This window comes from Cupriavidus sp. PB-02 (assembly GCF_058252315.1).
Map to the genome: position 1 here is coordinate 4,046,624 of NZ_CM177694.1, position 13,730 is coordinate 4,060,353.

The 13,730-nt window shown below is 62.5% G+C and carries 17 protein-coding genes; all 17 read right to left on the reverse strand.

Annotated elements, in window-relative coordinates; genetic code table 11:
* Window positions 1–11: 11 nt before the first annotated feature.
* The 17 genes from rpsQ to recQ all read right to left on the reverse strand — a co-directional run bounded on the left by rpsQ (window position 12) and on the right by recQ (window position 13,644).
* On the reverse strand, window positions 12–290 hold the full coding sequence (gene rpsQ / locus AC10V3_RS19020) for a 30S ribosomal protein S17 (protein ID WP_010812389.1): 279 nt from the start codon (window positions 288–290) through the stop codon (window positions 12–14).
* On the reverse strand, window positions 287–481 hold the full coding sequence (rpmC, locus tag AC10V3_RS19025; RefSeq protein WP_010812390.1) for a 50S ribosomal protein L29: 195 nt from the start codon (window positions 479–481) through the stop codon (window positions 287–289). Before rpmC ends, rpsQ begins: the two co-directional genes overlap by 4 nt.
* An 11-nt stretch (window positions 482–492) precedes the next feature.
* Window positions 493–909 carry a 50S ribosomal protein L16 gene (rplP, locus tag AC10V3_RS19030; RefSeq protein WP_006576240.1) on the reverse strand — a complete coding sequence of 139 codons (417 nt, stop codon included), beginning with the start codon at window positions 907–909 and terminating at the stop codon, window positions 493–495.
* 2 nt (window positions 910–911) lie between these two features.
* Window positions 912–1,712 carry a 30S ribosomal protein S3 gene (gene rpsC, locus AC10V3_RS19035; protein WP_022536860.1) on the reverse strand — a complete coding sequence of 267 codons (801 nt, stop codon included), beginning with the start codon at window positions 1,710–1,712 and terminating at the stop codon, window positions 912–914.
* Window positions 1,713–1,721: 9 nt separating this feature from the next.
* Complete coding sequence (gene rplV, locus AC10V3_RS19040) at window positions 1,722–2,051, reverse strand: 50S ribosomal protein L22 (RefSeq protein WP_003271370.1); 330 nt, start codon at window positions 2,049–2,051, stop codon at window positions 1,722–1,724.
* A 9-nt stretch (window positions 2,052–2,060) separates the two neighbouring features.
* Entirely contained in the window at window positions 2,061–2,336 is a 276-nt protein-coding gene (gene rpsS, locus AC10V3_RS19045; RefSeq protein WP_010812394.1) for a 30S ribosomal protein S19, read from the reverse strand.
* A gap of 22 nt (window positions 2,337–2,358) precedes the next feature.
* On the reverse strand, window positions 2,359–3,189 hold the full coding sequence (gene rplB, locus AC10V3_RS19050) for a 50S ribosomal protein L2 (RefSeq protein WP_022536861.1): 831 nt from the start codon (window positions 3,187–3,189) through the stop codon (window positions 2,359–2,361).
* A 2-nt stretch (window positions 3,190–3,191) separates the two neighbouring features.
* The gene (rplW, locus tag AC10V3_RS19055; RefSeq protein ID WP_006576245.1) at window positions 3,192–3,506 is read right to left on the reverse strand and encodes a 50S ribosomal protein L23; all 315 of its coding nucleotides are present in this window, start codon (window positions 3,504–3,506) and stop codon (window positions 3,192–3,194) included.
* Window positions 3,503–4,123: a 50S ribosomal protein L4 gene (rplD, locus tag AC10V3_RS19060; protein ID WP_022536862.1), complete on the reverse strand. Its 621-nt coding sequence runs from the start codon at window positions 4,121–4,123 to the stop codon at window positions 3,503–3,505. Before rplD ends, rplW begins: the two co-directional genes overlap by 4 nt.
* Before the next feature lie 12 nt (window positions 4,124–4,135).
* Window positions 4,136–4,786 carry a 50S ribosomal protein L3 gene (gene rplC / locus AC10V3_RS19065; RefSeq protein WP_013958246.1) on the reverse strand — a complete coding sequence of 217 codons (651 nt, stop codon included), beginning with the start codon at window positions 4,784–4,786 and terminating at the stop codon, window positions 4,136–4,138.
* 284 nt (window positions 4,787–5,070) lie between these two features.
* On the reverse strand, window positions 5,071–6,300 hold the full coding sequence (locus AC10V3_RS19070; RefSeq protein WP_022536863.1) for a dienelactone hydrolase family protein: 1,230 nt from the start codon (window positions 6,298–6,300) through the stop codon (window positions 5,071–5,073).
* A gap of 196 nt (window positions 6,301–6,496) precedes the next feature.
* Entirely contained in the window at window positions 6,497–6,805 is a 309-nt protein-coding gene (gene rpsJ / locus AC10V3_RS19075; RefSeq protein WP_006160488.1) for a 30S ribosomal protein S10, read from the reverse strand.
* A gap of 78 nt (window positions 6,806–6,883) precedes the next feature.
* Window positions 6,884–8,074: an elongation factor Tu gene (gene tuf, locus AC10V3_RS19080; protein WP_022536864.1), complete on the reverse strand. Its 1,191-nt coding sequence runs from the start codon at window positions 8,072–8,074 to the stop codon at window positions 6,884–6,886.
* A gap of 78 nt (window positions 8,075–8,152) precedes the next feature.
* Window positions 8,153–10,261 (reverse strand): elongation factor G, encoded by a 2,109-nt coding sequence (gene fusA, locus AC10V3_RS19085; RefSeq protein ID WP_022536865.1) that lies wholly within the window; start codon window positions 10,259–10,261, stop codon window positions 8,153–8,155.
* A 117-nt stretch (window positions 10,262–10,378) separates the two neighbouring features.
* Window positions 10,379–10,849: a 30S ribosomal protein S7 gene (gene rpsG, locus AC10V3_RS19090; protein WP_010810459.1), complete on the reverse strand. Its 471-nt coding sequence runs from the start codon at window positions 10,847–10,849 to the stop codon at window positions 10,379–10,381.
* Between the two features lie 224 nt (window positions 10,850–11,073).
* Window positions 11,074–11,451 (reverse strand): 30S ribosomal protein S12, encoded by a 378-nt coding sequence (gene rpsL, locus AC10V3_RS19095; RefSeq protein ID WP_010810460.1) that lies wholly within the window; start codon window positions 11,449–11,451, stop codon window positions 11,074–11,076.
* 345 nt (window positions 11,452–11,796) lie between these two features.
* The gene (gene recQ / locus AC10V3_RS19100) at window positions 11,797–13,644 is read right to left on the reverse strand and encodes a DNA helicase RecQ (RefSeq protein WP_022536866.1); all 1,848 of its coding nucleotides are present in this window, start codon (window positions 13,642–13,644) and stop codon (window positions 11,797–11,799) included.
* Window positions 13,645–13,730: the final 86 nt, after the last annotated feature.

Genomic DNA, 13,730 nt, shown 5'->3' on the forward strand with positions numbered 1-13,730 from the left:
ACGTGTTGTTCTTAGATGACGCGTGCAGCCTCTACCAGCCGGGAAACCACCCAGGACTTGGTCCGCGACAGCGGACGGCCTTCCTGGATTTCGACCTTGTCGCCTTCCTTGTACTGGTTGGCTTCGTCGTGTGCGTGGTACTTCTTGGAACGCAGCACGTACTTGCCGTACAGGGGATGCTTGACGCGGTTTTCCACCAAGACCGTAACGGTCTTGTCCATCTTGTCGCTCACGACACGGCCGACCAGGGTACGGCGAAGCGACTTTTCCGTTTGTGCAGCTTCAGTCATTTCGCGTTTGCCTTTTGAGTCAGCACGGTTTGCACGCGCGCGATGTCCTTGCGGACCTTCTTCAGCTGGCTGGTGTTCTGCAGCTGTTGGGTCGCCTTTTGCATGCGCAGGCTAAATTGGGCCTTCAGCAGCTCGGAGAGCTCCTGGTTCAGCCCGGCGGCGTCCTTGCCGCGAAGTTCGGATGCTTTCATTCCTGCTCTCCTTACGTCCCGACCTGGCGCACCACGAAATTGGTGGCGATCGGCAGCTTGGCGGCCGCGAGGCGGAACGCCTCACGCGCCAGCTCTTCGCTCACGCCATCCATTTCATACAGCATCTTGCCCGGCTGGATTTCAGCCACGTAGTATTCCGGATTGCCCTTGCCGTTACCCATACGGACTTCGGCGGGCTTCTTCGAGATCGGCTTGTCCGGGAAGATCCGGATCCAGATGCGGCCGCCACGCTTGATGTGGCGGGTCATCGCACGACGTGCCGACTCGATCTGACGAGCCGTCAGACGGCCACGGCCCATGGCCTTCAGGCCGAATTCGCCGAAAGACACGGCGTTACCACGGGTAGCCTTACCCGTGTTGCGGCCTTTCTGCTCCTTGCGGTATTTTCTGCGCTTAGGTTGCAGCATCGTTATTCTCCACTCTTCGCATCGCCAGGCGCACCGCGGCGACCGGCACCTGCACCGGCGCCACCGCGACGGTTGCCACCCGGGCGGCCTTCGCCTTCACGGCGGCGGCCTTCCGGACGACCCGGGCGACGACGGCGATCGTCTTGCGGCTCTTCCACCACCGGCGCTTCGTTGCGGCCGAGGTGATCACCCTTGTAGACCCACACCTTGACACCGATGATGCCGTAGGTGGTTTCTGCTTCGGAGAAGCCGTAGTCGATGTCGGCGCGCAGGGTGTGCAGGGGCACACGGCCTTCGCGGTACCACTCGGTACGTGCGATTTCGATACCGTTCAGACGGCCGGCGCTCATGATCTTGATACCCTGGGCGCCCAGGCGCATCGCGTTCTGCATGGCGCGCTTCATGGCGCGGCGGAACATGATGCGGCGCTCGAGCTGCTGGGTGATCGAATCGGCGATCAGCTGAGCATCGGTTTCCGGCTTGCGGATTTCCTCGATGTTCACGTGCACGGGCACGCCCATGCGACGCTGCAGTTCGGCCTTCAGCAGTTCGATGTCCTCACCCTTCTTGCCGATCACCACGCCCGGACGCGAGCTGTAAATGGTGATGCGGGCATTGCGGGCGGGGCGCTCGATCACGACGCGGCCAACCGATGCGTTCTTCAGCTTCTTCTTCAGGAAGTCCCGAACTTCGATGTCTTCCTTCAGCATGCCGGCGAACTTCGTGTTGCTGGCGTACCAGCGCGAAGCCCAGTTACGGCTGACAGCCAGGCGGAAGCCAGTCGGATGAATCTTCTGTCCCATCGTGACTCCTTAGTTGCCGAGCGTCACAGTGATGTGACAGGTTTGTTTCTCGATGCGGTTGCCGCGGCCCTTCGCCCGTGCGGTGAAGCGCTTGAGCGAGGTCGCCTTGTCGACGTAGATCGATTTGACCTTGAGCTCGTCGATGTCGGCGCCTTCGTTGTGCTCAGCGTTGGCGATGGCCGATTCGACCACCTTCTTCACGATCCCGGCAGCCTTTTTCGGGCTGAACGTCAGGACATTGAGCGCGCGCTCGATCGGCAGACCACGGATCTGGTCAGCGACCAGGCGCGTCTTCTGGGCGGAGATGCGGGCACCGCGATGAATCGCTTTCACTTCCATGATGGCACCTTACCTCTTCGCTTTCTTGTCAGCCGCGTGGCCCTTGAACGTGCGGGTAATCGCAAATTCACCGAGCTTGTGGCCAACCATGTTTTCCGTAACGTACACCGGCACGTGTTGACGGCCGTTGTGAACGGCGATCGTCAGGCCAATGAACTCCGGCAGAATGGTCGAGCGACGCGACCAAGTCTTGATGGGCTTCTTGTCCTTGCCGCTCGATGCGACTTCCACCTTCTTCAGCAGGTGGGCGTCGCAGAACGGACCCTTTTTAGCGGAACGAGTCATATCTTTAGCTCCTACCTACCGATTAACGCTTGTGGCGCTTCTGGACGATCATGCTGTCCGTGCGCTTGTTGCTGCGGGTACGGTAACCCTTGGCCGGGGTACCCCACGGCGAAACCGGATCGCGACCAGCGGCGGTCTTGCCTTCACCACCACCGTGCGGGTGGTCGACCGGGTTCATCACGACACCACGGACCGTCGGGCGGATACCGCGCCAGCGGGTCGCGCCGGCCTTGCCGATGACGCGCAGGCTGTGCTCTTCGTTGCCCACTTCACCGATGGTGGCGCGGCACTCGATGTGCACGCGGCGCACTTCACCGGAGCGCAGGCGAACCTGAGCGTACAGGCCTTCACGAGCCAGCAGCACGGCGGAACCGCCGGCGGCACGCGCGATCTGCGAACCCTTGCCCGGCAGCATTTCCACGTTGTTGATCGTGGTACCGACCGGAATGTTGCGGATCGGCAGGTTGTTACCGGCCTTGATCGGCGCTTCCGAACCGTTCAGCAGTTGCTGACCGGCAACCATGCCCTTGGTGGCGATGATGTAGCGGCGCTCGCCGTCGGCGAACACGATCAGCGCGATGTTGGCGCTGCGGTTCGGATCGTATTCCAGGCGCTCGACCTTGGCGGGGATGCCGTCCTTGTCGTTGCGCTTGAAGTCGACCACGCGGTAGTGGTGCTTATGACCACCGCCCTTGTGGCGGGTGGTGATATGACCATTGTTGTTACGGCCCGACTTCTGGAATTGCTTTTCCAGCAGCGGCGCGTACGGGGTGCCCTTGTGAAGGTCCTTGTTGACCACCTTCACCATCGAGCGACGACCCGGGGAAGTCGGCTTGGTCTTGACGAGTGCCATGATTACTTGGCCTCCGCTTCAAAATTGATTTCCTGACCCGGCTTCAGCGACACGTAAGCTTTCTTCACGTGGTTGCGACGGCCCATGAAACGGCCGAAGCGCTTCTGCTTGCCCTTCTGGTTCAGGATCTGAACGGACTGCACCTCGACCTTGAACAGCAGTTCGACGGCGGCCTTCACTTCTGCCTTGTTGGCATCGCGGGCCACTTCGAACACGACTTGTTCATTCTTGTCGGCGACCAGGGTTGCCTTTTCGGAAACCACCGGCGCGAGCAGCACCTGCATCAAACGATGATCGTTCTTGGCTACTTGCGTCATTTCAGCAACTCCTCGATCTGCGCGACGGCCGCCTTGGTCACCAGCACCTTCTTGTAGTGCACGAGCGACAGCGGATCAGCCTGGCGCGGCTCCACGACTGCCACGTGCGGCAGGTTGCGCGAAGCCAGGTAGAGGTTTTCGTCGAGGCTGTCGGTGATGATCAGCACCGAGTCCAGGCCCATGGCCTTGAACTTGTCGGCCAAGAGCTTGGTCTTGGGCGCGTCGACGGTGAAACCGTCCACCACGTTGATACGACCTTCGCGTGCGAGCTGCGAGTAAATCGAGCGCATGCCGGCACGGAACATCTTCTTGTTGACCTTCTGGCTGAAGTTCTCTTCCGGCGAATTCGGGAAGATACGGCCGCCCCCGCGCCACAGCGGCGAGGAAGACATACCGGCACGGGCGCGACCCGTACCCTTCTGGCGCCACGGCTTCTTGGTCGTGTGCTTGACCTCTTCACGATCCTTCTGCTTACGGTTACCGCTGCGAGCGTTGGCCTGGTAAGCGACGACGATCTGGTGAACGAGGGCTTCGTTGTAGTCACGGCCGAACACTTCGGGCGAAGCGTCAACGCCTGCGCCGATCTGGCCATTGTCCTGGAGGAGCTTGAGTTCCATTACATGCGCTCCTTAAGCTTTGGCTTTGGCCTTGACGGCCGGGGTGACGATGACCTTGCCGCCCTTGGAGCCGGGGATGGCGCCCTTGACCAGCAGCAGCTTGCGCTCTGCGTCGATCTTGGCGATCTCCAGGTTCTGCACGGTGCGGGTGACATCGCCCAGGTGACCGGTCATGCGCTTGCCCGGGAACACACGGCCCGGATCCTGCGCCATACCGATCGAGCCCGGCACATTGTGCGAGCGCGAGTTACCGTGGGTGGCACGGCCGGAGGCGAAGTGGTAGCGCTTGATGGTACCGGCGTAGCCCTTACCGATGCTCACGCCCTGCACGTCGATCTTCTGACCGACTTCGAACAGGTCGACCGACAGCGAACCGCCAGCTTGCAGTTCGGCAGCCTTGGCTGCATCGATACGGAATTCGCGGATGATTTCGCCGGCTTCCACGCCGGCTTTGGCGAGATGACCCGCCAGCGGCTTGGTAACGCGGCTTGCGCGTCGTGCGCCGAAGGTGACTTGAACGGCGGTATAACCGTCGGTCTCGTCCGTCTTGATTTGCGTCACGCGGTTGTCGCCGACCTCGACCACGGTAACGGGAATCGAATCACCGTCGTCCGTGAAAATACGGGTCATGCCAACCTTGCGACCTACAAGGCCAAGGCTCATGGTTTGCTCCATTCCCAGCTGCGATTGGCCGGGGCTGATTGATACACGAAAACTGTGTTTGCGCATTTGCGCGGATGGGCTGCGCCAAAAGGACTGCGCGAGGCCAAAACGGCCAACCCACTACCCGGAGACACGGGTAGCCTTACACTATAACGTGCTCCCTTTGGAAGTGCAATATGCAATTGCGATTTGCCGCTGGGTGTTGTAGGCAGGATTCACGCAGATGTGCACAAAAGACGGCTTGAAGGCGGCGCGTCGCGATTAACGCGCCGGCTCCCTGACGCCTACTTGTTCGCACTCTCCTGCCAGCGCTCCATCAGCGTGTTCGATGGCAGCGCCTCGTCCAGCAGCTTGCGCGCCGTCTCGACACCCGCCACCGGCAAACCCGCCGGGTCGAGCTTGCCGATCTGCACCAGCACGCTCGCCTGGTCCCAGTAGATGTGCTCGTGGTAGAGCTTGTCGCCGCGGAACTTGACGATGGCGATCAGCGGGATCTCCACGCGCTTGCCGGTCGGCGGCACGCCGGGCAGCATCCAGTCGATCTCGCAGGTATGCGTGAAGCAGAAAAGCATCTCATCGACGATCTGGGTCGCGCCGACCGTGCGCGACAGCGGGATCAGCATGGTGTCGGGCGGGTTGCTGTGCACGAAGTGGTGCTGGTAGAAGCGCCGCAACTGCGCGTAGCCGACGCCGCCGGTCATGGTCGGGATATGGTTCACATAGGGCTGCGGCACCATCGTGGCCATGGTGGCATCGACGTCGCGCGTGGCGAATTCATACTCGCAATGCTTGTCCCACAGTGCCGAGAAGTCATAGTGCGGGCCCATCTCGCGGCGCAGCGCGGCGATCGAGCGCTGGTGCGCCATCAGCGCCGAGGGCTTGTCGAAGTGCTGGCCGCCGACGCGTGCAAAGGCATGGTCGACGCCGGGGTAGACGTACACCTCGATGTTCTCGCGCCCGGCCAGCGCTGCCCGGATCGCGGCCTGCGCCTGCGGCGGGCAGAAGCCGTCGCGCTCTGCAATATGCAACACCAACCGGCCGCGCACGTTGTCGGCCTCGCCCAGCGCATGCTCGATGCCGACGCCGTAGTACGCCACCGCGCAGGCCACGTCAGGCAACCGGCAGGCCGCCAGGTAGGCCAGCTTGCCGCCCAGGCAGAAGCCCAGCACGCCGGTCTGGCCGACGCATTCCGGCCGGGCCCGCAACGCCTCGAGCGCCGCACCCACGTCCTGCACGCCCTTGGCTTCGTCGAACTGCTGGTACAGGCCGAGCGCGCGCTGGAAATCCTCGCCACGGTCAGTCAGCTCGATGCCCGGCGCGATGCGCCAGAACAAGTCCGGCACCAGCACCGTGTAGCCCTCCTCCGCGTAGTAGTCGGCTACCTCGCGCATGGTGGCGTTGACGCCGAAGATCTCCTGGCACAGCACGATGCCCGGGCCCTTGCCTGTCGCCGGGATGGCGAGATAGCCACTGAAACCGCCTTCGGGGGTCTGGATCTGGATGGTCTGGCCCATTGCCTGCTCTCCTTGTCGTTCTGTATCTCGGTCGGGTGATACCGCTGGGCGCAGCGGCTATCCGATTAGTGCAGGAAACGGCGGGCTCGGTCAACGCCCCAGTGCGGGCCGGCCAGCTGGCGGCACAAAACAAAAACGGCGAACCATCGGTTCGCCGTTCTGCTGCAGCAGGCCGCGTGCGCGGCCCGAAGCATGATTACACCTTGATCTCGACGTCCACGCCTGCCGGCAGGTCGAGCTTCATCAGCGCGTCAACGGTCTTGTCGGTCGGATCGACGATGTCCATCAGGCGCTGGTGAGTGCGGATCTCGAACTGATCGCGGCTGGTCTTGTTGACGTGCGGCGAACGCAGGATGTCAAAGCGCTGGATGCGGGTCGGCAGGGGCACCGGGCCCTTGACGATCGCGCCGGTACGCTTGGCGGTATCCACGATTTCGGCGGCCGACTGGTCGATCAGGCGATAGTCGAAAGCCTTCAGGCGGATACGGATCTTCTGGTTCTGCATGATATTTCCTTAAAAGAGCGATTGGGCAACGTGCCCAGTTAAATGGGGACATGCCCGCGGGCATGTCCCAGGAAGTGCTTAGTCGAGGATCTTTGCCACGACGCCGGCGCCGACGGTACGGCCGCCTTCACGGATAGCGAAGCGCAGGCCTTCTTCCATGGCGATCGGGGCGATCAGCTTGACGGTGATCGACACGTTGTCACCCGGCATCACCATTTCCTTGTCCGCCGGCAGCTCGATCGAGCCGGTCACGTCGGTGGTACGGAAGTAGAACTGCGGGCGGTAGTTGTTGAAGAACGGGGTGTGACGGCCGCCTTCGTCCTTCGACAGGATGTACACCTCGCCGGTGAAGTGGGTGTGCGGCTTGATCGAACCCGGCTTGCACAGCACTTGGCCGCGCTCGACGTCTTCACGCTTGGTACCGCGCAGCAGCAGGCCGACGTTGTCGCCAGCTTGACCCTGGTCCAGCAGCTTGCGGAACATTTCCACGCCGGTGCAGGTGGTCTTCACGGTCGGGCGGATACCGACGATTTCGATTTCTTCGCCGACCTTGATCACGCCACGCTCGATACGGCCGGTCACCACGGTGCCGCGACCCGAGATCGAGAACACGTCTTCCACCGGCATCAGGAAGGTACCGTCAACGGCACGCTCCGGCGTCGGGATGTAGTTGTCCAGGGCGTCGGCCAGGTTCATGATGGCCACTTCGCCCAGCTCGCCCTTGTCGCCTTCCAGCGCCAGCTTGGCCGAACCCTTGATGATCGGGGTGTCGTCGCCGGGGAACTCGTACTTCGACAGCAGCTCGCGAACTTCCATCTCGACCAGCTCGAGCAGTTCAGCGTCGTCCACCATGTCGCACTTGTTCAGGAACACGATGATGTAAGGCACGCCAACCTGGCGGGCCAGCAGGATGTGCTCACGCGTTTGCGGCATCGGGCCGTCAGCGGCCGAGCACACCAGGATTGCGCCGTCCATCTGGGCAGCACCCGTGATCATGTTCTTCACATAGTCAGCGTGGCCCGGGCAGTCAACGTGCGCGTAGTGGCGGTTGGCCGTTTCGTACTCGACGTGGGCGGTATTGATGGTAATACCGCGTGCCTTTTCTTCCGGCGCTGCGTCGATTTCGTCGTACTTTTTGGCGGCACCACCGAACTTCGCAGCCAGCACCGTAGCGATCGCTGCCGTCAGCGTGGTCTTGCCATGGTCAACGTGACCAATCGTACCAACGTTCACGTGCGGCTTGGTCCGCTCGAATTTTTCCTTTGCCATTTTTCAGCTCCTGATAGGAATGCAATCTTGTTGTTTCATCGCGCCGCCGCACCGGCAGGCGCGGCGGCGAACTTCCAATTACTTGCCCTTGGCCGTCATCACGGCTTCGGCGATGTTCTTCGGTGCCTCTGCGTAATGCTTGAATTCCATGGTGTACGTGGCGCGGCCTTGCGTGGCCGAGCGCAGCGACGTCGAATAACCGAACATTTCCGACAGCGGGACTTCGGCCTTGATGATCTTGCCGCCGCCCACCATGTCATCCATGCCCTGCACGATGCCGCGGCGGGACGACAGGTCGCCCATCACGGTACCCGTGTAGTCTTCCGGCGTTTCCACTTCCACGGCCATCATCGGCTCGAGCAGAACCGGGCTGGCCTTGCGCATGGCTTCCTTGAAAGCCATCGAGCCGGCCATGCGGAACGCGTTTTCGTTCGAGTCCACGTCGTGGTACGAACCGAACGTCAGCGTGACCTTCACGTCCACCACCGGGAAGCCAGCCAGGATGCCGTTCGGCAGCGTGTCGACGATACCCTTTTCGACCGCCGGGATGTATTCGCGAGGAATCACACCGCCCTTGATGGCGTCGATGAACTCGAAGCCCTTGCCCGGCTCTTGCGGTTCCAGCGTGATCACAGCGTGACCGTACTGGCCGCGGCCGCCCGACTGCTTGACGAACTTGCCCTCGACGCCTTCGGCCGTCTTGCGAATGGTTTCGCGGTAGGCCACCTGCGGCGCGCCGATGTTGGCTTCCACGCCGAATTCGCGCTTCATGCGGTCGACCAGAATTTCGAGGTGGAGCTCGCCCATGCCCGAAATGATGGTCTGACCCGATTCTTCATCGGTACGCACGCGGAACGACGGATCTTCAGCGGCCAGGCGGTTCAGGGCGATGCCCATCTTTTCCTGGTCAGCCTTGGTCTTCGGCTCGACGGCCTGCGAGATCACCGGCTCCGGGAACACCATGCGCTCGAGCACGATCGGTGCAGCCGGATCGCACAGCGTGTCGCCCGTGGTGGCGTCCTTCAGACCCACTGCAGCGGCGATGTCGCCGGCCAGCACTTCCTTGATTTCTTCGCGCTGGTTGGCATGCATCTGCAGAATACGGCCGAGGCGTTCCTTCTTGCTCTTGACCGGGTTGTACACGGTGTCGCCCGAATTGATCTTGCCCGAGTAGACGCGGAAGAAGATCAGCTGACCAACGAACGGGTCGGTCATGATCTTGAACGCCAGTGCCGAGAACTTTTCGTTGTCGTCAGCCTTGCGCTCGAGCTTCTTCTCGCTGTCGTCCTCGTCCGTGCCCGTAACCGGCGGAATGTCGACCGGCGACGGCAGGAAGTCGATCACGGCGTCGAGCATACGCTGCACGCCCTTGTTCTTGAACGCGGTGCCGCACAGCATCGGCTGGATTTCGCAGGCGATGGTACGGTCACGCAACGCCTTGACGATCTCGGCGCGGGTCAGCTCTTCGCCGCCCAGGTACTTTTCCATCAGCTCTTCGCTGGCTTCGGCGGCGGACTCGACCATCTTCTCGCGCCATTCGTCAGCGGTGGCTTGCAGCTCAGCCGGGATGTCCCGGTATTCGAACTTCACGCCTTGGCTGGCTTCGTCCCAAATGATCGCCTTCATTTCCAACAGATCGACGACGCCTTGGAAGCCGTCTTCAGCGCCGATCGGCACCACGACGGGCACCGGGTTGGCCTTCAGGCGGGTCTTCAGCTGGTCATAGACCTTGAAGAAGTTCGCGCCGGTACGGTCCATCTTGTTGACGAATGCCAGACGCGGCACGCCGTACTTGTTGGCCTGACGCCAGACGGTTTCCGACTGCGGCTGCACGCCACCCACTGCGCAGTACACCATGCACGCGCCGTCCAGCACGCGCATGGAACGCTCCACCTCGATGGTGAAGTCCACGTGGCCCGGGGTGTCGATGATGTTGAAGCGATGCTCGGGGTAGTTGCCGGCCATGCCCTTCCAGAAGGCGGTGGTAGCAGCGGAGGTAATCGTGATGCCGCGCTCCTGCTCCTGCTCCATCCAGTCCATGGTGGCCGCGCCATCATGCACTTCACCGATCTTGTGGTTCACACCGGTGTAGAACAGGATGCGCTCGGTCGTGGTGGTTTTACCCGCGTCAATGTGAGCCGAGATACCGATATTGCGGTAGCGCTCAATGGGAGTCTTACGAGCCACTTTAATCCTCTATTCGTCCGTGAGGCGCCGGCATCTCATGGCCCGCGCCCCTAACACAAACGGGCGAGATGTGTAAAAACACAGCCCGCCCGGCAACCAACAAACGCTATCGCGCGCTTAGAAGCGGAAATGCGAGAACGCCTTGTTGGCTTCGGCCATGCGGTGCACTTCGTCACGCTTCTTCATTGCGCCGCCACGGCCTTCCGATGCTTCCAGCAGCTCACCTGCCAGGCGCAGCGCCATCGACTTCTCGCTGCGTTTCTTCGCGGCCTCGCGCAGCCAACGCATCGCCAATGCCAGACGACGCGACGGACGGACTTCGACCGGAACCTGATAGTTGGCGCCGCCCACGCGACGGCTCTTCACTTCCACCACCGGCTTCACGTTGTTGATGGCAACGGAGAACACTTCGATGGGGGCCTTGCCTGCCTTCTTTTCGATCTGGTCGAACGCGCCATAGACGATACGTTCGGCAACCGACTTCTTGCCGTCCAGCATCAGCACGTTCATAAACTTGGCAACTTCAACGTTGCCGAACTTCGGATCAGGCAGAACATCCCGCTTGGGGACTTCACGACGACGTGGCATCTTCTTTCCTTTAGATTCAGTTGAGAGCGCGGTCAGTTGTTCCCGCTCTCCGGCCACCAACTAGCTTGCATTCTTTTGCAGCAAATTCGCCGGGTGACCACTTACTCGACGGCACGGTTGCCAAAAAGGCGCTCCGTTGTACCGCCGCCTGGTGACAGCACCATGACTCGCGCCACAGGCTATCGTTTGTTGCTTCGGGTCTTTCCGACCCAGGCTGCTTAAGCTTAGGCTGCCTTCGGACGCTTCGCGCCGTACTTCGAACGAGCCTGCTTGCGGTCCTTCACGCCTTGCAAGTCGAGCGAGCCACGGACGATGTGGTAACGCACACCCGGCAGATCCTTCACACGGCCACCGCGGATCAGCACGACCGAGTGTTCCTGCAGGTTGTGGCCTTCACCGCCGATGTACGAAATGACTTCGAAACCGTTGGTCAGGCGCACCTTGGCAACCTTACGCAGTGCCGAGTTCGGCTTCTTCGGCGTCGTGGTGTACACGCGGGTGCACACACCACGGCGCTGGGGGCAGTTCTCAAGCGCCGGGCTCTTGCTCTTGACGACTTCAGAGACGCGCGGCTTGCGAACCAGTTGGTTGATAGTTGGCATTGTTCAATCCAGCTTGGTTTTACGAAAAACGCCCCTCGCACCGGCATGGGCCAGGAAGGAGAGGCAACTACGGGTTTTGGGCGGGAGAGATGAGCGGACGCGCTCTGGAGACGGGACTGTGCGGTAACAGCATGCCAAAGAGCGCGAGCCGGCACCCGGATCCCGCGTCTGCCGCCACCGGTCCATCAAACCGATCCGGGAGGCTTGCCGGCAGCGGCATGAAAGCCACATGTCCGACGGGCGAGCGAAATCCAAAGCCAAAAACTCGAATCTGGCACTCTAGCAGGGGAAGCGTATACCGTCAAGTCGTATACCCAACCTGTACATTCGGGGGGCCGCCTGAGACTAGACGCCGCGCAGCGTGTCCAGAATGCCTTGGCCATAGCGCTCCAGCTTGGAGGCACCAATCCCGGGAATGCCCTGCATCGCCGACAGCGAGTCGGGTGCGGTGCGCGCCAGTTCAGCCAGCGTCGCATCGTGGAAGATCACGTAGGCCGGGACGCCATGCTCGCGCGCGGCCTCGGTACGCCAGCGGCGCAGTGCCTCCCAGTTGGCCAAGGTGTCGGCGTCCATGTCGGCGGTGTGATCGGTGCGGGTTCCGCGCGCCGCGCGCTCGCCGGACTTGCCCGGCTTGGCAGCCTGGCGGCGCAGGATGATCTGCCGCTCGCCCTTGAGCACCTCGCGCGCGCCCTCGCCTAGCAGCAGCGCGCCGTGGCCGCCGTGGTCGATCACCAGCCAGCCCTGGGCGATCAGCTGGCGAAAGACGGTGTGCCATTCATGCACCGACCGATCCTTGCCAATGCCGAAGGTCGATACCTTGTCATGGCCCCACTGCCGGATCTTCTCCGAGGCGTTGCCGCGCAGCACGTCGACCAGGTGGGTCGCGCCAAAATGCACGCGGCTGGCCTGCGCGGTGCGGTACACGCACGACAGAGCCATCTGCGCCTCGCGGGTACCGTCCCAGGTAGCGGGCGGCTCGAGGCAGGTGTCGCAGTTGCCGCACGGCTCGCTGGTTTCGTCGAAATAAGCCAGGATGCGCACGCGCCGGCACCCGGCGGTCTCGCACAAACCCAGCAGCGCATCGAGCTTGGCCGACGACACGCGCTTGAAGGCCTCGTCCGCCTCGGACTCGTCGATCATGCGCTTCTGCTGCACCACGTCACCCAGGCCATAGGCCATCCAAGCATTGGCCGGCAGCCCGTCTCGGCCGGCGCGGCCGGTTTCCTGGTAGTAGCCTTCCATGCTCTTGGGCAGGTCCAGGTGGGCAACAAAGCGGACGTCGGGCTTGTCGATGCCCATGCCGAAGGCGATCGTCGCCACCATCACCAGCCCTTCTTCCTCACGGAAGCGCGCCTGATGGCGCTGGCGCACCTGCCCGTCCATGCCGGCGTGGTACGGCAGCGCGTTGATGCCGTGCCCGCTCAGCCACTGCGCGGTGTCCTCCACCTTCTTGCGCGACAGGCAATAAACGATGCCGCTGTCGTGTGTGCCGTCAGCCGCGGTGTGCTCGGCCTTGATGAAGGCCAGCAGTTGCTGGCGCGCATTGTCTTTCTCGACGATGCGGTAGCGGATGTTGGGACGGTCGAAGCTGGAGATAAAGACGCGGGCGTCGTCCAGCGCCAGGCGCTCGATGATCTCGTTGCGCGTGAGCGCGTCGGCCGTGGCTGTCAGCGCAATGCGCGGCACATACGGGAAGCGCTCGTGCAGCACGGACAGCTGGATGTACTCGGGCCGGAAGTCATGGCCCCACTGCGACACGCAGTGCGCTTCGTCGATGGCAAAGAGGCCGACCCGAATGCGTTCGAGCAAATCCTGGAAGCGCGGCGTCATCAGCCGTTCCGGCGCCACGTAGAGGATCTCGATGCGGCCGGCGAGCAGGTCGCGCTCCACCGCGGACGCTTCCGAGCCACTCAGCGTCGAATTCAGCACCGCGGCACGGACGCCCGCTTCGGTCAGCGCCGCCACCTGGTCCTGCATCAGCGCGATCAGGGGCGACACGACGATGCCAACACCCTCGCCGCCGCGCTGGCGCAGCAGCGCCGGGATCTGGTAGCACAGCGACTTGCCGCCGCCGGTCGGCATCAGCACCAGGCAGTCACCGCCGGTAGCGACGTGATCGATGATCTCGGCCTGGCGCCCGCGGAAGGCGTGATAGCCGAAGACATCTTTGAGGATCGCCAGCGCGTGCGACATAGACAACGGAATTGCTGAAGCCGGAAAAGCCGTAACCATACCACTAAGGGACCCCGCTTCCGCGGCGGCAGGGCAAACTCTCCGAC

Bases quoted from the DNA above. Each gene is read 5' to 3' on its own strand.
- rpsQ (WP_010812389.1), bottom strand. From the start codon at position 290: ATGACTGAAGCTGCACAAACGGAAAAGTCGCTTCGCCGTACCCTGGTC.
- rpmC (WP_010812390.1), bottom strand. From the start codon at position 481: ATGAAAGCATCCGAACTTCGCGGCAAGGACGCCGCCGGGCTGAACCAG.
- rplP (WP_006576240.1), bottom strand. From the start codon at position 909: ATGCTGCAACCTAAGCGCAGAAAATACCGCAAGGAGCAGAAAGGCCGC.
- rplB (WP_022536861.1), bottom strand. From the start codon at position 3,189: ATGGCACTCGTCAAGACCAAGCCGACTTCCCCGGGTCGTCGCTCGATG.
- rpsJ (WP_006160488.1), bottom strand. From the start codon at position 6,805: ATGCAGAACCAGAAGATCCGTATCCGCCTGAAGGCTTTCGACTATCGC.
- rplW (WP_006576245.1), bottom strand. From the start codon at position 3,506: ATGACGCAAGTAGCCAAGAACGATCATCGTTTGATGCAGGTGCTGCTC.
- rplD (WP_022536862.1), bottom strand. From the start codon at position 4,123: ATGGAACTCAAGCTCCTCCAGGACAATGGCCAGATCGGCGCAGGCGTT.
- rpsG (WP_010810459.1), bottom strand. From the start codon at position 10,849: ATGCCACGTCGTCGTGAAGTCCCCAAGCGGGATGTTCTGCCTGATCCG.
- rplV (WP_003271370.1), bottom strand. From the start codon at position 2,051: ATGGAAGTGAAAGCGATTCATCGCGGTGCCCGCATCTCCGCCCAGAAG.
- tuf (WP_022536864.1), bottom strand. From the start codon at position 8,074: ATGGCAAAGGAAAAATTCGAGCGGACCAAGCCGCACGTGAACGTTGGT.
- AC10V3_RS19070 (WP_022536863.1), bottom strand. From the start codon at position 6,300: ATGGGCCAGACCATCCAGATCCAGACCCCCGAAGGCGGTTTCAGTGGC.
- rpsL (WP_010810460.1), bottom strand. From the start codon at position 11,451: ATGCCAACTATCAACCAACTGGTTCGCAAGCCGCGCGTCTCTGAAGTC.
- recQ (WP_022536866.1), bottom strand. From the start codon at position 13,644: ATGTCGCACGCGCTGGCGATCCTCAAAGATGTCTTCGGCTATCACGCC.
- rpsC (WP_022536860.1), bottom strand. From the start codon at position 1,712: ATGGGACAGAAGATTCATCCGACTGGCTTCCGCCTGGCTGTCAGCCGT.
- rpsS (WP_010812394.1), bottom strand. From the start codon at position 2,336: ATGACTCGTTCCGCTAAAAAGGGTCCGTTCTGCGACGCCCACCTGCTG.
- rplC (WP_013958246.1), bottom strand. From the start codon at position 4,786: ATGAGCCTTGGCCTTGTAGGTCGCAAGGTTGGCATGACCCGTATTTTC.